Consider the following 22,925-nt stretch of genomic DNA (forward strand, 5'->3'; position numbering starts at 1 on the left):
AGTGTGAGCTTCCAGAATGACTGCGGCCCAATCGAGCATCCTGTTCTTTCTGCAGATGGCTGCAATTCTGGCGACGTGCCGCGTCGTTGGCTGGTTCGTTCAGCGGTTTCTAGGTCAGCCCCAGGTTGTGGGCGAGATGATCGCCGGGATACTTCTGGGTCCATCGCTGCTCGGGTGGCTCTTGCCCGGCGTCGAAGCCACACTGTTTCCGGCTGAATCACGCAAGGTACTCTACGTCGGCGCCCAACTCGGGGTCGGGCTGTACATGTTCATTGTCGGCCTCACCCTCGATCGCGCCGAATTCCGTGTTCATGCGCGAAGTTCCGCTGCGGTCTCGATCGGCGGGATGATCGCGCCCTTTGCCGTCGCGGCGCTCATGGTCCCGTGGCTGCTCAACCACCCCGGCTTGTTTTCGCCGGCGATTTCCTCCGGTCAGGCTGCGTTGTTCCTTGGCTCGGCCATAGCCATCACCGCCTTTCCCATGCTTGCGCGGATCATTCACGAGCGCGGCATAGCGGGCACGCGGCTGGGGTTGCTCTCGCTTTCAGCAGGCGCCATCGGCGATGCTGGCGCCTGGGGCGTGATCGCTCTGGTCCTTGCCAGTCTCGGCGATGGTGCTGGCACCGCGGTTCTGGCCATCGGAGGCGGCCTGGCCTTTGCCGTGGTCATGATCTGGCTTGCCCCGGCACAGCTCCAGCGGCTTGCCACGCTGGCCCAACGCAACGGCGGGGTCGATGGCGGGGTCATGGCGATCGTGCTGATCCTGTTCCTGCTCAGCGCATGGGCGATGGACGCTGCGGGAATTCATGCGGTTTTCGGCGGCTTCCTCTTGGGCACGGCCATGCCCCGTGGCAAATTCGCCGAAGACCTGCGTGCGCGGCTCGAACCGTTCACGGTCGTTTTCCTGCTGCCGATGTTCTTCACGTTCTCCGGCCTCAACACCCACTTGCAGGTGCTCGGCAGCGCCTCGCTCATCACCGTAACGCTGGCCATCGTCGCGGCGTCTATCCTTGCCAAGGGCGGCGCCTGCTATCTCGCCGCTCGCCTGTCCGGACAGGACCACGCCACCGCGATGGGCATCGGCGCATTGATGAACGCGCGCGGCCTGATGGAACTCATCATCATCAACATCGGCCTGTCTCGCGGGATCATCGGCGCGGAGCTGTTCGCCATTCTGGTGCTGATGGCCGTCGTCACCACGCTCATGGCCACCCCGCTGTTCGAACTGGTCTATGGCCGCGCGGCAAGGGCAAGAGGCGAAATCAAGGTTGTGTAGTGGCCTTTGATTGGGTGAACCCCTCCCAGCAGTAAAACGTCAATGACCGAGAAGGGGCAGCTTGCTGACAGTCCGCTTGGAAGCAGCCTTTGGCAAATTCTGTCAGAAGCAGACATCCACGGTGCGTGATCTAAACAGCCGACTCTGGTCGGCTGCCGCCCCGTCGATCCGGAATAAAATTGTGGCAATTGTTGCCTCAATTCCGGAAATTCGTGTTTCAGATTGCCGTGATTGGTTTCTGCCTTTGTATATCGCCGTCCTTTCATGGTGATCGAAAGGCGCTTCCTTCAGGTTCGGACAAAAGTAAGGTCCGAGGGGCCACGGAACAGCGCGTTGCTTTTGTCCGGCCAGCCAGTATCTTGTTTTAGGGAACCTTGCTGCGGCTGCCGGGTTGATCGCGCGCGCGATTTTCATCTCTCATCCAGCCTAAACGTGGGGCTGCTGACGCATGAATGGGGAACACCATGGCGCAGGCTGCGGCCTATCAGTTCAAGCCGCACGAAAAGCCGACGCTTCCTGGCTCGCCCGCGAATCCCGATCATCCGACGCGTCGCCGCTTAGCCTATGGGGCCATTGGCGTTCTTATCGGGCTGGCAGGCGGCCTGGGCAACGCGCTGGTCGCGGTGAACCTGCCTTTTGCGCAAGGCACGCTGGGGCTGGGGCCGGACGAGGCAAGCTGGCTGACGGCGGCCTATCTGATGACCAACACGATGGCCAACCTCGTGCTGGTGAAATACCGCCAGCAGTTCGGGCTGCAGCCGTTCATCCGCTGGATGCTGGGCATCTATGTGCTGGCGACGGTATTTCATCTGTTCGTCCACGGCTTCTGGTCGGCGATTGCAGTGCGCGCAGCAGGCGGGCTTGCAGGGAGCGCCCTGTCTTCGTTGACGGTGCTCTACCTGATGCAGGCGATGCCGGCGGCCAAGCGGCTGGGCGGCTTGATGATCGGCATTTCGATCCCGCAGCTTGCCACGCCGCTGGCACGAGTGGTTTCGCCGGGGCTGCTGACGTCGGGCGATTGGCATATGCTGTACTGGTTTGAACTGGGTCTGGCACTGGCGTCGCTCGCCGCAATCCTTGCGCTGCCACTGCCCCCGAGCGAGCGCTCGAAGGTCTTCGAAAAGGGCGACGCAGTCAGCATCGCGCTGCTGGTGCCGGGAATGTCGCTGCTCATCGCAGTGCTCAGCCAGGGCCGGATCGAGTGGTGGACTTCGCGCCCGTGGATGGGATACGCGCTGGTTGCCGGGATGGTGATGGTCACCTGCGCGTTCGTATATGAACACTTCCGCCGCAATCCGCTGATCAACACGCGCTGGCTGGGCACCCGGGAAATGGTGCGGCTGATGTCTATCGCGGCGGCGGTGCGCGTGCTGCTTTCGGAACAGGCTTTCGGCTCGGTCGGCCTGCTGACCGTGGTGGGCATGACCAACGAACAAATGGTTGGCCTCAATCTGGTGATCATCGCAGCTTCGATTGCCGGACTGATCACAGCATTGGTGACGCTGAACCCGGCCAATGTCGCGCGGCCGATCACCATATCACTCGTGCTGATCGCGATCGCGGCGTTTCTCGATGCCGATGCGAACAACCTGACGAGGCCCGAGAATTTCTACATCTGTCAGGCCCTCATCGGCTTTGCCAGCATCCTGTTCCTGTCGCAGGCGATGATCATCGGCCTTGCCCGGACGCTGCTGGCGGGGCCGCGCAATTTCGTCAGCTTCATCGTGCTGTTCAGTATGAGCCAGGCGCTGGGCGGATTGGTCGGCGGCGCGCTGCTCGGCACGTTCCAGGTGGTGCGCGAAAAGATGCATTCGGCCGAGATCGTCCAGTCGATCGTGATGACCGACCCGCAAGTTGCGGCGCGCATCGCGGCGGGAGGGCGGCTGGTGGCGCGCACCGTGGGCGACCCCATCCTGCGCAATGCGCAAGGCGCGGCGATCCTTTCGCAACAGGCCACGCGTGAGGCGAACATCCTTGCCTTCAACGATGTGTTTCTTCTGATCGGCGTGCTGGCGGTGGTGGCGGCCGTCTGGTCGATCTTCATTCGCAGTGGGATGGCGCGGCGGGGCGAGGAATCGCCGTTGCTTCAGCTGCAACGCCTGCAACAAACCGCCGCTAGCAGTGCCACCACAGCCTCAAGGACCGCCGGATGAGCGACGAGAACGAAACCCCCGCCGATGGCTGGACACCTCAGCGCCCGAACAAGACGCGGCTTGCCCTGATCGCGCTGGCCTTGCTCGGCGCGGTTCTGGCTGTGCTTTATGCATGGCATCTGCCGCCGTTCGCAGGTCTCTCGCAATCGACCGACAATGCTTATGTGCGCGGCCGGGTAACCGTGATCAGCCCGCAAGTGAGCGGCTATGTCACGCAAGTGCTGGTCAAGGACTTTGCGAAAGTGAAGAAGGGCCAGATCATCGCCGTGATCGATCAGCGGCAGTATCAGGCCAAGGTCGAACAGGCGCGCGCCAATCTTGCCGCCCAAGAAGCGGCTTTCGCGAATTCGCAGCAGAGCGAACGGTCGCGCAAAGCCGCGCTTGGCGGCCAGGATGCCGCAATTGCCAGCGCCCAGGCGCAAGCCGCAAAGGCGCGCGCCGACATGGCTCGCGCCAGCGCGCTGGTCGGCGACGGCTCCATCTCCGAGCGCGAACGCGACCAGACGCGCGCCGCCCTGCTCGCCGCCGACGCTGGCGTGCGTCAGGCGCAGGCCGCTCGGAGCGTGGGCGAGCAGGACGTGCGGAGCGTGCTGGTGGGGCGCGGCGGGCTTCAGGCCACGGTCGAGGCTGCGAGAGCACAGCTTCATGCAGCAGAAGTTGACTTGGAAAACACTGTGATCCGCGCGCCTGAGGATGGGCAGCTTTCCGAAGTGGGCGTGCGACTAGGTGCGTTCGTAACCGCGGGAACACAGCTCCTGTTTCTCGTCCCTTACGATGTCTGGGTGATCGCCAATTTCAAGGAAGCGCAGACTGCGCGCATGGCCGTGGGGCAGCCTGCGCGCTTCACCGTCGATGCACTGGGAGACGGAGAACTGACCGGCCACGTAGAGAACATCTCACCCGCGGCGGGGTCGGAATTTGCAGTCCTCAAGGCAGACAATGCTACCGGTAATTTCGTCAAGGTGGCACAGCGCATCGCGGTGCGGATCAGGATCGATCCGGGTCAGGCGATAGCGAGGCGGTTGCGACCCGGCATGTCGGTGGAAGCGCGCGTGGATACCGGTTCGTGAGGCACGCGGTCTTCACGATCGCAGGCCTTGCCATGCTGGCTGGATGCGCGGGCCCTGCGGTACAAACCGCGCAAGTGCCGCCCGTGACGTCCCCGGTTTCATTTCGCGTGGACCTTGGCCCGGGCGTGCCTGTCGATGGTGAATGGTGGCGCAGCTTTGGCGATCCGCAGATGGCAGCGCTTGTCGAGGAAGCATTGGAACGCAACGCCGATATCGGCATCGCAGCCGCGCGTGTGCGAGAAGCGCGGGCGCAGCAGGATGTGGCGCGCGCGGCTATGTTGCCGAACCTCGATGCCGCAATTGCAGCTGCGGATTCACGCAGCATAAGTCCCTTCGGTCAGCCGGTTGAGCAGCGCGCGGCCCAGCCGCAGGTACAGGCGGCGTGGGAGGTCGATCTGTTCGGGCGCCTGTCCGATCAGATCAGCGCGGCCCGGTCGGGTTGGCTGGCCAGCCAGGCCGCGCGCGATGCCGTACGGCTCTCGGTCGCTTCGGCGACGGCCACCGCATATGTCACGCTGTTGGCGCTCGATGACAGGCTGGCGCTGGCGCAGCGCACCGCGCAAACGCGCAAGGGATCGCGCGATCTTATCGCGCGGCGGGTGAAGGTCGGCTATTCACCCAAGCTGGAACTGGAGCAAGCCGAGGTCGATTATCAGGCCGCCCTGCTGCTGGTGCCCGCGCTGGAGCAAGCAAGGGCGCGACAGGAAAACGTCCTGAGCGTGCTCGCTGGGAGAGTGCCCGGTCCGGTGACACGTTCCGAAGGGCTTGCCATGCTGGTCAAACCACCGCTGCCTGAAGCATTGCCTTCAGAACTTTTGCGCCGCAGGCCGGACGTTGCGCAGGCAGAGTTTCAGCTTGCAGCAACCGACAGCAACCTTGCCGCTGCGCGCAAGCGCTTTTTGCCATCGCTCAGGCTTTCGGCAAATGCAGGGGTAGCCGTTTCCACTCTGCTTTCTGGGCCTGTCGGGCTGTGGTCGTTGGGTGGGAGCGTACTTGCCCCGCTGTTCGAGGGTGGCCGCCTGCGTGCCGGTGCCGAGGCGGCCGGCGCCCAGCGCGATGTTGCGGCGTTCGGTTATCGCAAGACCGTGCTGACCGCTTTCCGCGAGGTCAACGACGCGCTGGCATCGGTCGACGGGCTGGACCGGCAGGTGCAGATTCAGGTCACGCAACGTAATGCTCTGGCCGAGGCCAACCGCCTTGCCGGTAATCGTTATCGCGAAGGCTATTCGCCGCTGCTCGAGCAGCTCGATACACAGCGCGGCTTACTTTCTGCGGAACTGAGCCTGATCCAGACACGCGCCGATGCCCTCAACGCACGGATCAATCTGTTTCAGGTACTCGGCGGTGGCTGGTCTGCTCAAAACGACGCCGATCCATGATTTCAGGAGTTCGTTTGGAGGCTTTTGACTCATCATCTGCCGGGAATGGGGTGGACGAAGGCGCTTTTGCTGGAATGCAAAAAGATATGCTGGCGGCAGGTTTCACCACGAACTGACTTTCGCTCTTAAGCGAACGCACGGGTTAGGCTGGTCGCTTCCGACCCTTTGATTGCCATCGAAATTCCGGCAAATGCCGCCTTGAACCCGGTCATTCCCGCTCAATTTTGACGTGATCGATTCCTGCCGTTCGTTCAGCCCGTTGTCGCAATGGCGGAAAGACAGCCGTCCGTTGGATGGAGGGCGTCTATCTCGCGGTGCGGCATTCGTTCAACCACGCCGATACGATCATCGCCTATGCCGTGGTGATCGAATGGGATGACACAGCGGCAGTGCTATCCTTCGTAACGAGGGACGATTTCACCGGTCCAGCACTCCAGCAGGGCCGCGTTTCTTTTTCGACGCGGACCGGCCACAGTTATCTGCTGACTAACGATTTCGGGCGATTTGAGCTGACGGTTCTAGGCCGCCCGATCGAGGATGGGCGGTTACTTGGGCTTTGCACCACGGCTTTCATGCATCAGAGGCGCCCCACACCGGCCAGTAGCGCAATCGCGCTTATGCCAGTCAGTCTCCATGTCGAGGACCTGCCGACATGTGGCCCGGTGAATGTGGGCGGTGCGGCTTTTGCGGACTATTCCGAATGGCTCCGCTCCGCCGAACGCGACGGGTTCGCGCGCGTAGTTGGCTCGAGTCTGCCTCAACTGTTGAATAGCGCCGGGAATTGACGCGGGATGCCCAGAAATTATCACTGAGAATTGACCGATGCTTTCCTCGCCCCGGCAGACAGTCGGGAGGCACTGGAGTGATCGACAAATATCTTCGGGCTGACACCGTGGAGCCGATATTCAAGGTTCCCGACCGGCCGAGTAAACTGGACCCGTTTGCCGATAAGCTTTCAGGGTGGTTGCATGCGGAATTGGAAGCGCAAGCGCCAGTACGAGCAGCAGACCAGCGGCCGCGGGACGTTTGTGCCGTTGGCTTTCCAGCCTGGCGAGGCGTTCCAGTTCGACTGGAGCGAAGATTATGTGGTCTTGGGCGGCAAGTCCATTAAGCTGCAGGTGGCCCATGCAACGCTGTCGCATAGTCGGGCCTAAAGATATGGAGCGGGTGAAGGGAATCGAACCCTCGTATTCAGCTTGGGAAGCTGCTGCTCTACCATTGAGCTACACCCGCAAATCAAGCATTTAACGCTCGAATTTTTCGACGTCTTTCCGGCGTCGCCCGGCGGACGGGCCTATGGCACAGGCCTGTAACGTGGTCAATTCCGATGGGCGCGGGACGCCGCCGGACGTCCCGCGCGGCACCTCAACTCGTCGCCGTCGAGTGGCCGGTATTGCGCACCTCGAAGCGATCCGCGTTCATGACGCTGGTCCAGGCGGCAACGAAGTCGCGGACGAACTTTTCCTCATTACCGCGTTCGGCATAGACTTCGGCGGTGGCGCGCAACTGGCTGTTCGAACCGAAGATCAGATCGGTGCGCGTGGCCCGCCACTTTTCCTGACGCCCGTTGCGGACATAGCCGACGAACTCCTCGTCGCTGCTGGTGTCGACGACTTCCCAGATCGTGTCCATATCGAGCAGGTTGACGAAGAAGTCGTTGGTCAGCAGACCCTTGCGGGTGGTCAGCACACCGTGAGGCCGGTCGCCATGCGTCGCGCCGAGCACGCGCAAGCCCCCGATCAGGACAGTCATTTCCGGCACCGACAGGCCGAGCAGTGATGCGCGGTCGAGCAACAGCTCTTCGGTTTTCACGCTGTGCTTGGTCTTGAGATAGTTGCGGAAACCATCAGCGATCGGCTCCATCACCGCAAAGCTTTCGGCGTCGGTCCATTCATCCACCGCATCGCCGCGCCCGCCGGTGAAAGGCACATCGATGGCAAAGCCTGCATCGCTTGCGGCCTTTTCGACCGCTGCGGTGCCTGCCAGCACGATCGCATCGGCCATCGACAGGCCCCCGCGCAACTGCTCGATCCGGTCGAGGATCGTGCCCAGTTCGTCAGGCTCGTTCACTGCCCAGTCGCACTGTGGCGCAAGCCGGATGCGCGCGCCGTTGGCTCCGCCGCGGTGGTCCGACCGGCGATAGGTCGAGGCCGAGGCCCATGCCACCTTGACCAACTGGCCGACGCTGAACCCAGCGCCCAGAATGGCCTGCTTGAACGCGGCGATGTCGGCATCGGACGGGTTTGAGCCCTGCGGCACCGGGTCCTGCCAGATCAGGTCCTCCGCCGGAACTTCGGGGCCGAGATAGCGCACCTTGGGGCCCATGTCGCGATGGGTCAGCTTGAACCAGGCCCGCGCGAAGGCGTCCTTGAACGCCTCGTGATCGTTGCGGAACTTCTCGCTGATCTTGCGGAATTCGGGGTCCACTTTCAGCGCCATGTCGGCGGTGGTCATCATCGTGGGCACCTTGACTCCGGGGCGATGCGCGTCGGGCGCCATGTCTTCCTCGCGCTGATCGATCGGCTGCCACTGGTGCGCGCCTGCCGGGCTCTTCACCAGTTCGTATTCGTAGTCGAGCAGCAGGCGGAAGTAGTTCTCGCTCCACTCGGTAGGCGTGTTGACCCACGCGCCCTCGATACCGCTGGTGATCGTATGTTCGCCGAACCCGCTCTCGAACGTGCTCGACCAGCCAAGGCCCTGCAGCGTCATTTCAGCCGCCTCGGGCGCGACATCGACAAGGCTTGCATCGCCTGCCCCGTGCGCCTTGCCGAAGGTGTGCCCGCCAGCGGTCAGCGCGACAGTTTCCTCGTGGTTCATCGCCATGCGCTCGAACGTGATCTTGATGTCGCGCGCCGATTGAAGCGGATCGGGCACGCCGCCGGGACCTTCGGGGTTGACGTAGATCAGGCCCATCTGGATCGCGGCAAGCGGGCTTTCGAGATCGAGCTGCTCCTCCTCGATGATGCGGGTCTTGTTGCCTTCCTGGCCGACCCACAGCTCCTCGCTGCCCCAGTAGATGTCGCGCTCTGCCTCGAACACATCCTTGCGCCCGCCGCCGAAACCGAACACCGGTCCGCCCATCGATTCGATCGCGACGTTGCCTGCCAGGATGAACAGGTCGGCCCAGCTGATGTGCTTCCCGTACTTCTGCTTTACCGGCCACAGCAGGCGCCGCGCCTTGTCGAGGTTGCCGTTATCGGGCCAGGAATTGAGCGGGGCAAAGCGCTGCTGCCCGCTGTTGGCACCGCCCCGGCCATCGGCCGTGCGATAGGTGCCCGCCGCATGCCACGCCATCCGGATCATGAACGGCCCATAGTGGCCGTAATCGGCCGGCCACCAGGGCTTGCTGTCGGTCATCATCGCCAGCAAATCGGCTTTCAGCGCGTTGTAGTCGAGCGTGTTGAACGCCTCGGCATAATCGAAGTCGTCGCCCATCGGATCGGCCGAGCGACCACCCTGATGCAGGATATCGAGCGGCAGTGAATCCGGCCACCATTCGCGGTTCGTCCGCCCCAGCAGCGCGCGCGGCTTCACGTTGTCATGCGGGACCGGGCAGCCACCTGCCATGCTTCCAGTTGCGACGTTCATCACCTGCTCCTCAGCTGTCTGTGTTGGCCTGACCCTACTACCGCCAGTCGGCCCTCCTAAATGATCATCTTGCGTCAGTCTGAGCGGCTGAGGCGATCAATCGTCTCGAATACAGGCCCCGGTCATCGCCGTTCCCCGACCTGTTCGTTTGGGCACGCTGCGGGCTGCTTGCCGGGGCACTCGTGGTTGATCTGGAGACCAGTGACCTCCGCTGCCCCAGACCTCAGGACAAACCATCCTTGCGCGTTATGCGTATGGCCTGCCGTGCGCGAAAGCGGACACATACGCCCTGGAAGTGCCGCCAACAGGGGGTCGTCACTTTTCATTTCGCAGATGCAAACAAAGGCGTTGACCAACTTTTGACATCTGTCCAGTCTTTGGTCTGCAGCCGCTCTCGACTCGCAGGATAGCGGCCCAGCCATCAGGGGGAAATTGCGACCATGATCGTGGCCGAGACTGTTACCCGCCATAGTGCCGACCGCCGCCTGAATCGTCTGCTCAGCAGCCGTTTGGCGCAATTCGTCGGACTGACGGCGCTTCCCGCCACCCTCGTTTTCGCCCAGGCCGCGCGCGATCCGTCCAACCCGGTCGAGACCGAAACCGGCATCGCGGTGAAGGATGCAACGGTTATCGAAAAGTGCGGCACCTGCCATACCGCAGATGCGAAGGGCAACCTCTCGCGTATCTCTTGGGTGCGCACGACGCCCGAGGGCTGGGCGCAAGTCATTCACCGCATGATCAAGATTAACGGCCTGTCGATCACGCCAGCGGAATCCAAGGCCGTTGTCCGCGCGCTCTCGGCCACACATGGCCTCGCGCCCGAAGAAGCCAAACCGGTGATGTACCTGCCCGAACACCGCATGGTGAACGAAACCAACGTACCGAACGAGACGATCCGCCAGTCCTGCGCATCGTGCCATGCTTTCGCGCAGCCGCTCTCATGGCGGCGTTCCAAGGCTGAGTGGAGCCTGCTCCGCAATCTCCATGTTTCGATGTATTCGCAGGCCGACGCGCAGTATCGCCGCCCGGTCGAAGACCCGACGCAACCCGCCGTCGCCACCGGCGCGGTCAAGCCGCTGCCAGTCGAAGTCGCGCTCGAATACATGAACAAGAACGCACCGTTGACCACGCCCGAATGGACCAAGTGGGAGGCGCGCATCCAGTCGCCGCGGCTCGGCGGCAAGTGGATGGTCAATGCCATGCTGCCCGGCAAGGGACTCTACGTCGGCGAAATGATCGTCACGCCTGCTGCTGCCGAGGACGATTACACCACCGCGATCACGCTGCGTTCGATCAAGGACGGTTCGGTTCTGACGCGCACCGGAAAGGGCCTCGTCTACACCGGCTACTCATGGCGCGGCACATCGTCGAGCGGCCCGGAAGGCGCGTCACCTGACGCACCGCAGGATCACGAAACGCGCGAGACGATGTGGTTCTCGCCCGATCGCAAGTCGGCTCAGGGCCGCTGGTTCTGGGGCGACTACAAGGAATTCGGCTTCGACGTGAAGCTGACCCGCGCCTCGGCTGAACCCACCGTCGTCGCGGTCGCGCCCTATGCGCTCAAGACCGGGACCAAGGGCACGACGCTGACGCTGATGGGCGATGCCTTCCCCGCAGGCCTCAAGCCTTCGGACATCGATCTGGGCAAGGGCGTGGTCGTCAGCAAGGTCGTCTCGGCCAGCCCGACGCAGGCCGTCCTGATGGTCGATGTGGCCGCTGACGCAGCGGTCGGCGCGCACGATGTCGGCGTAGGAGGCTCGGTGCTCGCCGCTGGCCTGCCGGTCTACAAGAAGGTCGATTACATCAAGACCACGCCCGACACGTCGCTCGCCCGCCTCGGCGGCAGCGAGAAGCATACGCCGGGTTTCGCGCAGTTCGATGCGATCGGCTATGACAACGGCCTCGACGGCAAACCCTACACCACCGACGATGTCGCGCTGGGTCCGATCGACGTGACCTGGAAGATGGAAGAATTCCAGACCGTCTATTACGACGACGACGTCAATTACGTCGGCAAGCTGAGCGAAAACGCGCTGTTCACGCCTGCCATCGACGGACCGAACCCTGCGCGCAAATGGGGTCGCAACAACTACGGCGAAGTCTGGGTTGTCGCCACCGCCAAGTCCGAAAAGGACGCTCTGGGCAAGCCGCTCACCGCCAAGTCGTACATGATCGTGTCCGTCCCCGCCTACAAGCGGTGGGACCAACCTGAGGTCGCAAAATGACGACAGTCCTTGCTCCCAAGTACCGCCGCGGCGACATCCACCTGTTTGATGCGCAAGGCGAAGGCTTCGTCTACCTCGCATCGGCAGGCGCCATCTTCGCGCTGGACGAAGGCGCGGCCCGCGTTATGGCCCTGCTCGGCGAAAGGAACATGGCCTATGGCGAGATGGTCCAGGCGCTTATCGAAGCCGACTATTCGCGCGCCGATGCCGAAGACCTGATCCGCGAGTTGCGCGCCGTGCGCGGCATCGTTTCGGACGAGATCCGCGAGGCCCCGCTCGCCCCGCCTGCCCCGCCCGAAGACTATCCGTTGCAGGCGCTGGTGCTCAACGTCACCAACCAGTGCAACCTTGCCTGCACCTACTGCTATGAATTCGGCGCGGACAAGATCGCCACGCCCGCCGGCAAGCCCAAGTACATGACGCTTGAGACCGCCAAGACATCGGTCGATTTCCTGCTGAAAAGCTCGGGCGATCGCGAGGTGCCGCACATCACTTTCTTCGGCGGTGAAACGCTGATGAACTTCAAGCTGCTGCGCGACGTGGTGCTCTATGCCAACGAGGCTTCGGCTGCAGTCGGCAAGCGCATGACCTACAGTCTGACGACCAACGCCACGCTGCTGACCGACGAGATTATCCAGTTCCTCTCCGATCAGGCGGTCGGCGTCACCGTATCGATGGACGGCCCGCCCGATCTTCAGGACAAGCGCCGCGTCTACAAGAGCGGTAAGGGCTCCTACGCGGTGATGGAGCCGCGCCTGCGCAAGCTGATCGCCGGGCACAAGACCCGCGCGATCACCGCCCGCGTCACGCTGACCGAAGGCGTGACCGACGTCATCCGCATCTACCGCCACCTCAAGGACGATCTGGGCTTCCACGAAGTCGGCTTCGCGCCGGTCACGGATTCGGGCGAGCAGACTTACACGCTCGACAGCGATGGCATGGACACGGTCGTCTCGGCCTTCCACGAACTCGCGGCGGAATGGCTTGCCTTTGCCCTGCGCGGCGAGATGCACGGCTTTTCCAACGTGTCGGAAACGATCAGCGAACTGATCCAGGGCACCAACAAGTCGCACCCATGCGGCGCGGGGTTGGGTCTGGTCGGCGTCAGCCCCTCGGGCGATCTTTCGCCGTGCCACCGCTTCACCGACGCCGACACGCATGTGCTCGGCCACGTGACCACCGGGCTCGACAAGGAAAAGCGCACCGATTTCCTGACGCGCGGGCATGTCGGCGCCAAGTACGAATGTTCGTCGTGCTGGGCGCGTCCGCTCTGCGCGGGCGGATGCCATCACGAGGCGTTCGTGCGCTACGGCGATACCGGCCACGCCAACCTGCACTACTGCGACTGGATCCGTGAATGGACCGACACGTGCCTCAAGATCTACGGCACCGTCGCTGCGCGTAACCCCGAATTTCTCGAACGCTTTGCTGCACGAAAGGGCTTGTCATGAAGCACCTGAAACCACTCAACAAGAAGGCTCTGCGCATCGAGGAAACGATCGCGTCCACCGACGAGGACGTGATCGCGCTCCAGCAGAAGCCGATGCATACGCCGATGGGCTGCTCGATCTCGTTCTCGCCCGGTTGGGAAGTCGATGCGGGCGGCGGCACGGCGGGCCTGTGCCAGCCGGCAGAGCGCGACATCTACGATTGCTACGTCACCTGCTTCTGGCCGGTGCAGGTCCCCGACCACGTCAACTACTCGCCCGACTGGGCTAGCAATTGCGCGACGGCGGCCAAGGACTGGCGCAGCCTCGACATCATCTTCCCGTGATGCCGGGTTTGCCGTCTGCCTGCCCTGCCCGACCATCCTGACCGGAAGAGCGTTGCCATGAAGAAACTCGGCCTGTTCGTTGCTGCCCTGCTTGCCGGATCGACCGCCGCGCATGCATCGACCCTGTTCATGGGGTCCTACCCCGACAAGATGCTGGTGATGGACGAGGCGTCCGGTGCGATCAAAGACCGCATCACGCTGGCTTCGGGCCTGCCGACCTCGATGCGTCTGTCGAACGACAAGTCGAAGATCTACGTCACCACGATCACCACCAGCGGGATCGAGGTGATTGACACCAAGACCAAGAAGGTCGTCAATTCCTTCAGTCTCAACACACCGACTGTGCGCTACCGCTTCAACGGTGGCGTGCCCGATCCGACGGGCCGCTTTTTCTACACGATGATCCAGAAGTTCGAAAAGCTGAACGACCGCTACACCGTCAGCCCGCAGATGTTCGGCGTGATCGATCTGCAGAAGAAGGCCGTGGTCCGCACCGCCGATGTGCCGGACGAAGACGTCCGCAATGGCGCGGGGCGCGGCAACTACATGCTGTCCGCCGATGGCAAGACGCTGTTTCTGATCCGCGACAAGGTGCTGGTGATCGATACCGGCGAACTCAAGGTCAAGGACCGCCTCGAATTTTCCAAGCCAGAAGCGACCGGCATCGAAGGCGTCAGCTTCGGCGGCGGCGTGGAAACGCTGCGCAATCCCAACGAGTACGTCTCGCTGTTCAACGCGCAGGACCCGTACATCCGCAACAAGATCTTCGGTGTGGGCCGCTTCAATTTGGCAACCAAGGCCTTCGATTTCCGCCCAGTTGGCCCGGCCCCGCTCGGCGGAATGGCCGGACTGCAGGTTTCGGCTGATATGAAGGAAGGCTGGACCGTCGTTACGCAGGAGAAGGTCGGCAACAAACGCTGCGAATTCTGGCACTTCGACCTGACCACCAACCTGGTCAAGAACAAGGCCGAATTCCCCTGTCGCTCACGCTTTCAGTTCGGCCTCTCGGGCGATGGCAAGATGCTCTACATCTATGGCGCAAGCTACGACATCGAGATGTACGATGCGCAAACGCTGCAGCACATCAAGACCGTCGATCTCGGCAATGACACGACCGGCGCGGGGATGATCATTACCCAGTGACGGATCGTGTGATCCTGCGTGGAAGGGGCGTGGCGGTGTCGACCGCCGCGCACCTGATGCACCGTGCAGGGCTGGCGGTCGATCACGAACCGGGCACGCGTCGCCCGGTCCCGGTCATCATGTTGAGCGACCCGGCGCTGGCGCTGCTGCGCGACGTCCATGATCAGCCGCAGATGTTCGCCAACAAGACCCGGATAGAGCGCCGCGTGGTGCGCTGGGGTACGGGCGATCCGGTTGAAATGCCCCATGGCGCAGTCGTCGTCAGCGAGGACGACCTGAACGCTGTTCTCGATATGCTTCCCCGGAAAAACCATCCAACATCGGGCGAAACCAAGGCCTTGATGACGCTCCACGGCATGTCACCGTTCCCGGTGGAAAAGCGTCAACGGTTCGGTGAACGACTTTCGATGACCGCACGGGTGATGCTGGCCGCAGACGCCCCGCCCGCAACATGCTGGATCGAAGCCGTCGAGGGCGGCTGGCTGTTCCTGATCCCCGATGGCAGCGGCGGCGCGTGGCTGCTCGCGGTGGGCGACACGCCCGAGGCCTTGGCAACGCAGGCCCCGATGATTGCACCGCTGATCGACACGATCGGCAGCGCCGGGCCGGCATTCGACACCTCGCCCCGCATGCTCGAACACCTGGCTGGCGACGGCTGGCTCGCCTGCGGCACAGCGGCGCTTGCCTTCGACCCGATCTGCGGCGACGGCACCGCGCAGGCCACGCGTGAGGCGATCCTGGCGAGCGCAGTCGTCACCGCCCTGTCGCGCGGCGAAGACCCGGCTGCGTTGACGATGCACTACAACTCGATGCTGCTCGCCGCGATGCGCCGCCATCTGCAACTGTCGCTGCCGTTTTACGGCGGCGCGGGGTCGGCGCACTGGTGGCGCGAGCAATATACCGCCGCGCGCGCAGGCTACGACTGGTGCACCGAACGGCTCGCAACGATGCCCGAGCCGCGCTTTGCCCTGCACGGCTTCGATCTGGTCCGCCGGGACCTCGCTGCATGAGCGTCCCACCCCCAGCCCCGAAGATCGCGCCGTGGACCACGTACGGTAGGCTGTGGCCATGGCTCAAACCCTATGCCCCCCGCCTCATGCTGGTCCTGCTCGCCAGCCTGATCGCGACCGGGTTGACGCTGGCGCAGCCGCTGATCTCGAAGCTGATGATCGACGAGGCGCTGATCAAGCGCGACTGGGACATGCTGCTGAAAATCGCCGCGCTGATGGTCGGCGCGACGGTCGGCGGGTTCGCGGTCAACGCGCTGGTGTCCTACCGCTATGTCGCGATTTCAGCCGCGATGCTGTTCGACATGCGCGTCGCGCTGCTGCGTCACCTGCAGACACTCAGTCCACGCTTCTACGGCTCGTTCCGGCTGGGCGACCTGATGTCGCGGCTGAACAGCGACGTTTCCGACGTCCAGCGCGTCGTCGGCGATACGCTGCTTTCGGTCGTCAGCAACGTGCTGTTCTTTGTCGGCAGCGTCGCGATGATGCTCTGGCTCGACTGGAAGCTGTTCCTGGTCGGCACGGTGCTGGTCCCTGCAGCCGTCGCCAGCTTCCTCCACTTCCAGCGCCGCATGACCGACCTCTCGCGCCAGATGCGCGAAAGCGGGGCCGACATCGGCAGCCTGCTGGTCGATACGATCGTGGGCATGCGCACGGTCAACACGCTGGGCGCCGAAGCTCACGAGGCCGAGCGTTTCCGCGCGGCCAATGGCGGCTTCATCGCCACGATGCTGCGGATGCAGACCGTGTCGTTCATGACCGGCGCGCTGCCCGGAACGATCGTCACCGCGTCGAGCGCGGCGGTGATGATCTATGGCGGCAAGCAGATCATCGACGGCACGATGACCATCGGCGCGCTGGTAGCCTTCATCACTTATCACGGACGACTGCTCGGCCCGGTGCAGGCGCTGATGGGCCTGACTGCGGGCCTCGCGACCGCGCGCGTCGCTCTGGCGCGGATCTTCGAACTGTTCGACACTGCGCCCGAAGTGGTCGAAGCGTCCGCGCCAAAGGCCCTGCCCGCCGTGAAGCGCGAGATCCGGCTCGAAAACGTGTCGATGGACCACGGGCGCGAACCGGTTCTGCGCAATGTCGACATCGTCATTCCCGCAAGCATGATGACCGCGATCCTAGGGCCTTCGGGCGCGGGCAAATCGACGCTCGCCGACCTGCTGGTCCGCTTCCACGATCCGGTTGCGGGCAGCATAACGATCGACGGCACCGACTTGCGCGCGGTGTCGCTGGCCGACCTGCGCGCCCGCGTATTGCTCGTCGATCAGAGCCCCTTCCTGTTCAACGCCACGATCGCGCAGAACATCGCCTTCGCCCGTCCCGACGCAACGCCGAGTGAGATCGAAGCCGCCGCCAGCGCCGCCGGTCTCGATACGCTGACCGCGCGCCTGCCCGATGGTCTCGCCACACGCACCGGAGAGCGCGGGTTGTCACTTTCGGCGGGCGAACGCCATCGCATCGCCATCGCCCGCGCGCTGCTGCGCAAGCCCGATGTGCTGATCCTCGACGAGCCCACCGCCGCACTGGATGAGGCCACCGAAATGGTGGTCGCCCGTGGCCTGCGCCGCGCGCTGCCGCGCGCCACGCTAATCGTCATCACCCACAAACCCGCACTTGCCGAGATGGCCGATCACGTGATCCGGCTCGACCATGGCCAAGCAACGATCGCGCCGCAGGTGAGCGTCCATGGCTGAGCCCTTGCGCATCGCGGTGATCGACAGCGGCGTCCACCCCACGCATCCGCATATCAATGCCGCCCGCCTGCTGCCCGGCCTTAGCGTGCTGGCAGACGGCACCGTGCTGCGCGGCGAAGAAGACGCGCTTGACAAACTCGGCCACGGCACTGCCGTCACCGCCGCCATTCAGGAGCAGGCACCCGACGCGCTGGTCCTGCCGATCCGGGTGTTCCGCGACGGCCTGCGCGCCAGTGCGCGCGCACTGGCGGGCGGCATCCGCTGCGCGATCGAGGCGCGCGTCGATCTGATCAACCTCAGCCTCGGCACCACCAACCCCGCCCATGCCGAAGTCTTCGCCGCGCTTGCCGATGAAGCCGCAGCAGCGGGCGCATTGATCGTTGCTGCGCGCGAGGCGCAGGGCGAGCCGTGCTGGCCGGGATGCCTGCCACAGGTTCTCGGCGTCGGGCTCGATTGGGACATCCCGCGCGGGCAACCTTGCCTCGACCCGGGAGGACTCGTGGTCATGGCCTCGGGCTATCCGCGCCCTATCCCGGGCGTACCGCAACGGCGCAACCTCTACGGGATCAGCTTTGCCGTGGCGCAAGTCGCCGGCTGGATCGCGGCCAATAGCGCCGCAAAGCCGTTAACCCCGGCTACCGTTCTCGAAGCCCTTGCGCTGAATCGCGTACACGCCGAGGCCGAGCCGCGCCCTAGACAGGAGGCATGATCCAGCAGACCCGTCTCGCACCTCCGAAGATCGCCATGGCCGAGGCGGAAAGTCTGCTGGAAAAGCAGCCGCATCTGGCGCTGAACAAGGTCGATGCGATCCTCCGGCAGGCACCGGGCTACCCCCCGGCTGAATTTCTGGCCGCGCGCGCTCTGCGGCGGATGGGCAAGGGCAAGCAGGCCCTGCCCCGCCTGGATGCCCTCGCACGCGCCAATGCGCGCGTCCCTGCTGTGCTGTGGGAGCTGGGCGATCTAGCCGCCGAACTCGGCGATAATCCACGCGCGGTTGCAGCCCTCCACGCGCTGACGCAAGTCCAGCCGAGCATTCCGGCGGGCTGGTTCCTGCTGGCGCGCACCTTGCGCAAGCTGGGCGAGGATGCCGATGCGTGGCGCGCGGACTTGTCGGGCGTCTTCGCCTCGTCGCACGATGCCGAACTGCTCAAGGCCGCAACGGCGGTCAACGACGGCCAGCTCGACGAGGCCGAAGCCCAGTTGAAGTTGCGCCTCCAGCGCCTTCCCGACGATCCGCCCGCGTGCCGGATGCTCGGCGAAATCGCGTGGCGGCGCGGAGACATGACCGCCGCGCTGGAACTGGTCGAGCGCGCAGTGACGACGGCTCCCGGGTTCGACCTTGCCCGCGATTTTCTGATCCGCCTGCTGATGCAGACCAACCGCCTCCCCGAAGCGCTGGCCCATGCCGAAGTGCTAACCGGATCGCCGGTGCAGTCGCCGGGACACCGGCTGATCCTCGCCTCGGTGCTGGTCAAACTGGGCCAGCAGGAGCGCGCGCGCGGGCTCTACTTTGAGCTGCTCGCCGCGCAGCCCGATCAGCCGCAAGTGTGGCAGAACCTCGGCCATGTCCTGAAGACGCTGGGCGTGCAGGACGAAGCCGTGGCCGCATACCGGGAGGCGGTGACCCGTCAGCCGACGATGGGCGAGGCGTGGTGGAGCCTTGCCAACCTCAAGACGGTCAAGCTGGGCGCGGAAGACATCGCGGCAATGGAAGCGGCGCTCACCTCGCTCGCGGGCCAGGTCGAGGAGCGCAAGGAGGACGTGTTCCACCTGCACTTCTCGCTAGGCAAGGCGTTCGAGGATGCCAAGGACTACCCGGCGTCCTTCGCGCACTACGAAAGCGGCAACGCCCTGCGCCGGACGATGGTGCTCCACGACGCCGAGGACTTCAGCGGCGAAGTGCGCGCGGCTGCCGAAACGTTCACATCGGCGTTCATCGCGCAAAGGGGTGACAGCGGCTGTCCCGCCCCTGACCCGATCTTCGTGGTCGGCCTGCCGCGCTCCGGCTCGACGCTGGTCGAGCAGATCCTTGCGAGCCACAGCCAGATCGAGGGCACGATGGAGCTGCCCGACATGATGATGATCGCAGCCCGCCTGCAATCACGCATCGACGAAGGCGAGTTTGCCGATTTCGCCACGATGATCGCCTCGCTCACCCCCGCGGACCGCACGCGACTGGGCGAGGAATATATCGAGCGAACGCGCGTCCATCGCCAGACCGACCGGCCGCGCTTCGTCGACAAGATGCCCAACAACTGGCAGCACGTCGGCCTGATCAAGCTGATCCTGCCCAACGCGAAGATCATCGACGCGCGCCGCAATCCGCTGTCGTGCTGCCTTTCGGGATGGAAGCAGCACTTCGCGCGCGGGCAGACGTTCACGTACGACCTGACCGAGATCGGCCGGTACTATCGCGATTATGTGGGGCTGATGGCCGACTACGATCGCGCCGCACCCGGTTCGGTCCACCGCGTGATCTACGAGGACATGGTGGCCGATACCGAAGCGCAAGTGCGCCGCGTGCTCGCCTATCTAGGCCTGCCGTTTGAGGCAGGCTGCCTCGAATTCTACAACAATGACCGCGCGGTGCGCACCGCCAGTTCCGAACAGGTACGCAAACCGATCTTCCGCGACGGGCTCGACCAATGGCGCAACTACGAGCCGTGGCTGGGGCCGCTGGTCGAGGCGCTGGGGCCGGTGCTGCCTGCCTACCCGGACGCACCTGCGGACTGATCTTCGCAATTAGGCGACGCTTCTTCCCCCTCCTCTGAAGAGGAGGGGGCTTTTTGCGCCTGCGCCACACAAAAAGACACCCACGGTCTCCCGTGGGTGTCGAGGTTGCCTTACGCAGGGTGGTAAGTTGGTTGATCAGTACTTCTGGCCCCAGCGGATGCCAAAGAACTGCGGCTTGATGATGAAGGTTCGCGAGGAACCCGAGCAGAAGTCGATTGAGCAGAAGGTGTTCTTGGTAAGCTGGCCGCGCTTGTCGAAAGCGTTCTGGAGGAACACGTCGAGCGACCAGGTTTCCTTTTTGATGCCCGCCGAGAAGTCGAAGCTGACGAACCCGGGCGTGTTGCCGAACAGCGCATTCTGGTCGACGTTCAGATCCTGCGTGGCACCGGTCTGGTAGAGTGCCGCACCCTGAATGTAGGCATCCATTTCACCCATCGTCGTTGCATAACGGACCGATGTGGTGCCCTTGAACTTTGGCTGACGCGGCAGCCGGGTGCCATCGACGGCCGCCACCGACGAGGTCTGGCCGTTGGTGCCCGGTACAGGCGTGCCCACGGCGCAGGACGCAAGCTGCGTAATCGTCAGGTTGGCGCGATCTGCGATGAAGTTGCAGAAATCACCCTTCAATTTGCCGTCATTGTAGGCACCTGACGTCGAGAACGTGATGTCGCCTAGCTTCAAGTCCGAATCGTATTCGATGCCGTAAACGCGCGCTGTGCCTGCATTGCCTGTGTAGCCCGCGCCCTGTGCACCCGCCACGACGACGCCGTACTGGATGTTGGTCCAGTCCTCGCGATAGATTGCGGCGTTGAACCGGAACATATTGTTCCACGTCGTCTTGATGCCGATTTCATAGTTGGTCAGCGTTTCAGACTTGAACGCGGGAGCCGCCACAATAACCTGGGGCAGGCCGCCGGCAGCGCGGATGCGCAACGGACGGTTGTAGCCACCCGGACGGAAGCCCGTCGAATAGTTCAGGAACAGCATCTTGGAGTCGGCAAACTCCCAGTTAAGCGCGACCTTGTGGGTTTCGCCATTTTCCTTGTAGCGCCCTACGTTATCCGCAGCCGTGCGGTTCGAGTTGAGGCACGTCAGGCGATCCTGGGGCAAAGGCAACGGGCAACCGATCGCGCCTGTGGGCACGAACACCGACGGTGCAGCGATTGCCGACCCTCTGACACCGGCAAAACCGCGCGTGTCGAATTCGGTCCAGAAGAAGCGGATGCCACCCGTCAGCTTGAGTGTGGGTGTGATGTTGTAGTGCCCTTCGGCGAAGAAGGCGTAGTCCTTATAATTATTGTTGTTCTCGTTGATGTAGAAGCCATCGTTCTTCACTGCGGGCGATCCCAGGATCATGGAACCGCCTTGGCTGGTGGGAATGCCAAAGCCAGCCGGATCAGCGCCGGATTCGGTGTATCCGACGATCTTGTCCAGACCGTGGATGCTGTAATAGTTATTAACCTCGTTCTTCTGGCGATGATAGAATGCGCCAAGCGTGACATCGAAAGGCCACGATGATGGCGTCTTGATGCGCAATTCCTGCGTAAATTTCTTTTCGTTGCGTAAGCCACGATAAAACTGTGTCGGGTTGATCAGGTTCGAACACTTCAAGGTCGCGCCCGAACCCGTGCAGCCGTTCTTGTCGAAGAACTGCAGGTAGTTTTCGTAACCGGGCCCGAAAGCGTCATATGTCACCGTGTAGTAGGTGTAGTCGTTCAGCAGCTTGATCTGGCGTTGATAATAGCCGGTCGCCGAGACGATATTGAAATCGCCGATGTGTCCATTGATCGTAAGCGATGCCTGATACCATTTGTCGTTTTGCTTGGTGGTATCGTAATCGTGAACCTCAAGATCGCCAACGCGCGGATCGAAGCCAAAATAGCCGTTCGCAATCTGCTTTTGCGCCGTGATTTGCGGCATTACCGACCAGTCGTCGGCGGGCTCCCACAGCACTTGCAGACGGCCGCCATAAGCTTCGATCGTGTTGTAATCGTCTTGCGCAATGGCTGAGTTGTCGAGTGTGAAGCTTGTTGCGGGGTTGTCATCGCCCAGGCTCAATACGGAAGGGCGACCATCGTTGAACTTGCCATTGTTAGGCGTATTGTCGATGTAGCCGCCATCCTTACGGTAGAAGCCCATCGCGCGAACCGCGATATTGTTGGCGATCGGCACGTTGATGTAAGTCTGATACTTTCCGCCGAAATCACCCTTGCCGTACTTGTTGACCTCGGCATCGTAGCCCATTTCAAAGAGGTCGAGCTTCGGCTTTTTCGTGATGATACGAATGGTGCCGGCCAGCGAACCAGCGCCGTAAAGCGTACCCTGCGGACCGGAAAGCGCTTCGACGCGCTCCATGTCGTACGACTGGATATCTGGCAGACCGGTGCCGGTGATCGGAATATCGTCGAGGTAGTAGCCGACAGATGCATAGGCTCCGCCTGCGGGCACGATGCCGCGGAAATACGGGGTTACACGACCAGGTCCGATACCGGCAATGGTCACTGAGGGCAGCAGGGCCGTGAAATCGCTTATGCCGTTGATCTGGCGCTGCTGAAGTACGTCCCCGCTCAGCGCCTGCATCGAGATCGGCACCTTCTGGATCGATGTCGCGTCGCGCGTGGCGGTAACGATGATCTCGCCAAGGCCGGTTCCGCTCTGGTCTTCGGCCTGATCTGGGGCGGGAGCGGGGGCCATGGCCTCCTGCTCGTCCGCTTCTGCGGCATAGGCACTTGCCGGCAGTACCATCGTGGCCAGTATCGTGCTGGCACCCAGCGCCCGAATGGCTCGCGACCTCAATGCAACCTGCTTTTTCATTACGTTTACCCCCTAAACCGAAAACGCGCGCGACCCGCGACCTTCAGGATCCCATCC

At 63.2% G+C, this 22,925-nt stretch carries 16 protein-coding genes, 1 tRNA gene and 1 pseudogene; 14 read left to right on the plus strand and 4 right to left on the minus strand.

Annotated features, from left to right (window positions below; genetic code table 11):
- Nucleotides 1-16: 16 nt before the first annotated feature.
- Nucleotides 17-1,276 carry a cation:proton antiporter gene (locus GGQ88_RS04285; protein ID WP_183611823.1) on the plus strand — a complete coding sequence of 420 codons (1,260 nt, stop codon included), beginning with the start codon at nt 17-19 and terminating at the stop codon, nt 1,274-1,276.
- Between the two features lie 102 nt (nt 1,277-1,378).
- Here the strand turns inward: GGQ88_RS04285 and GGQ88_RS04290 are convergent, their stop codons facing one another.
- The gene (locus GGQ88_RS04290) at nt 1,379-1,690 is read right to left on the minus strand and encodes a hypothetical protein (RefSeq protein WP_183611824.1); all 312 of its coding nucleotides are present in this window, start codon (nt 1,688-1,690) and stop codon (nt 1,379-1,381) included.
- 50 nt (nt 1,691-1,740) lie between these two features.
- Between GGQ88_RS04290 and GGQ88_RS04295 the strand changes: the two genes are divergently transcribed.
- The 5 genes and pseudogenes from GGQ88_RS04295 to GGQ88_RS04315 form a co-directional block, all read left to right on the plus strand.
- A complete protein-coding gene (locus tag GGQ88_RS04295) occupies nt 1,741-3,429 on the plus strand; it encodes an MFS transporter (protein WP_246385432.1) in 1,689 nt (562 codons plus the stop codon).
- Nucleotides 3,426-4,499, plus strand: a complete 1,074-nt coding sequence (locus GGQ88_RS04300; RefSeq protein WP_183611826.1) for an HlyD family secretion protein — start codon at nt 3,426-3,428, stop codon at nt 4,497-4,499. The genes GGQ88_RS04295 and GGQ88_RS04300 overlap by 4 nt, the downstream gene beginning before the upstream one ends.
- Nucleotides 4,496-5,878, plus strand: a complete 1,383-nt coding sequence (locus tag GGQ88_RS04305) for an efflux transporter outer membrane subunit (protein ID WP_343057081.1) — start codon at nt 4,496-4,498, stop codon at nt 5,876-5,878. Before GGQ88_RS04300 ends, GGQ88_RS04305 begins: the two co-directional genes overlap by 4 nt.
- Nucleotides 5,879-6,171: 293 nt before the next feature.
- Complete coding sequence (locus GGQ88_RS04310) at nt 6,172-6,663, plus strand: hypothetical protein (RefSeq protein ID WP_183611827.1); 492 nt, start codon at nt 6,172-6,174, stop codon at nt 6,661-6,663.
- Between the two features lie 80 nt (nt 6,664-6,743).
- Nucleotides 6,744-7,029: pseudogene (locus GGQ88_RS04315) on the plus strand (IS21 family transposase); the annotation flags it as partial.
- 8 nt (nt 7,030-7,037) lie between these two features.
- On the opposite strand, the gene GGQ88_RS04320 reads toward GGQ88_RS04315, so the two are convergent.
- Nucleotides 7,038-7,111: transfer RNA gene (locus GGQ88_RS04320), tRNA-Gly, on the minus strand.
- A 132-nt stretch (nt 7,112-7,243) separates the two neighbouring features.
- Entirely contained in the window at nt 7,244-9,466 is a 2,223-nt protein-coding gene (gene katG / locus GGQ88_RS04325; protein WP_183611828.1) for a catalase/peroxidase HPI, read from the minus strand.
- Between the two features lie 440 nt (nt 9,467-9,906).
- Between katG and peaA the strand changes: the two genes are divergently transcribed.
- The 8 genes from peaA to GGQ88_RS04365 are packed head-to-tail and all read left to right on the plus strand — an operon-like array spanning nt 9,907 to nt 20,054.
- Complete coding sequence (gene peaA / locus GGQ88_RS04330; RefSeq protein WP_183611829.1) at nt 9,907-11,691, plus strand: quinohemoprotein amine dehydrogenase subunit alpha; 1,785 nt, start codon at nt 9,907-9,909, stop codon at nt 11,689-11,691.
- On the plus strand, nt 11,688-13,142 hold the full coding sequence (gene peaB, locus GGQ88_RS04335) for a quinohemoprotein amine dehydrogenase maturation protein (RefSeq protein WP_183611830.1): 1,455 nt from the start codon (nt 11,688-11,690) through the stop codon (nt 13,140-13,142). Before peaA ends, peaB begins: the two co-directional genes overlap by 4 nt.
- Nucleotides 13,139-13,465, plus strand: a complete 327-nt coding sequence (gene qhpC, locus GGQ88_RS04340) for a quinohemoprotein amine dehydrogenase subunit gamma (protein WP_183611831.1) — start codon at nt 13,139-13,141, stop codon at nt 13,463-13,465. The genes peaB and qhpC overlap by 4 nt, the downstream gene beginning before the upstream one ends.
- A gap of 57 nt (nt 13,466-13,522) precedes the next feature.
- A complete protein-coding gene (locus tag GGQ88_RS04345) occupies nt 13,523-14,608 on the plus strand; it encodes a YncE family protein (RefSeq protein ID WP_183611832.1) in 1,086 nt (361 codons plus the stop codon).
- On the plus strand, nt 14,605-15,618 hold the full coding sequence (locus tag GGQ88_RS04350; protein WP_183611833.1) for an NAD(P)/FAD-dependent oxidoreductase: 1,014 nt from the start codon (nt 14,605-14,607) through the stop codon (nt 15,616-15,618). Before GGQ88_RS04345 ends, GGQ88_RS04350 begins: the two co-directional genes overlap by 4 nt.
- On the plus strand, nt 15,615-17,321 hold the full coding sequence (locus tag GGQ88_RS04355; protein WP_183611834.1) for an ABC transporter ATP-binding protein: 1,707 nt from the start codon (nt 15,615-15,617) through the stop codon (nt 17,319-17,321). Before GGQ88_RS04350 ends, GGQ88_RS04355 begins: the two co-directional genes overlap by 4 nt.
- Nucleotides 17,314-18,030 (plus strand): subtilisin-like serine protease QhpE, encoded by a 717-nt coding sequence (gene qhpE, locus GGQ88_RS04360; RefSeq protein ID WP_183611835.1) that lies wholly within the window; start codon nt 17,314-17,316, stop codon nt 18,028-18,030. The genes GGQ88_RS04355 and qhpE overlap by 8 nt, the downstream gene beginning before the upstream one ends.
- Complete coding sequence (locus GGQ88_RS04365) at nt 18,027-20,054, plus strand: tetratricopeptide repeat-containing sulfotransferase family protein (RefSeq protein WP_183611836.1); 2,028 nt, start codon at nt 18,027-18,029, stop codon at nt 20,052-20,054. Before qhpE ends, GGQ88_RS04365 begins: the two co-directional genes overlap by 4 nt.
- Nucleotides 20,055-20,189: 135 nt before the next feature.
- Here GGQ88_RS04365 and GGQ88_RS04370 read toward each other — a convergent pair whose 3' ends face one another.
- Nucleotides 20,190-22,868, minus strand: a complete 2,679-nt coding sequence (locus GGQ88_RS04370; protein ID WP_183611837.1) for a TonB-dependent receptor — start codon at nt 22,866-22,868, stop codon at nt 20,190-20,192.
- Nucleotides 22,869-22,925: the final 57 nt, after the last annotated feature.

This window comes from Novosphingobium hassiacum (assembly GCF_014196055.1).
Taxonomy (GTDB): domain Bacteria; phylum Pseudomonadota; class Alphaproteobacteria; order Sphingomonadales; family Sphingomonadaceae; genus Novosphingobium; species Novosphingobium hassiacum.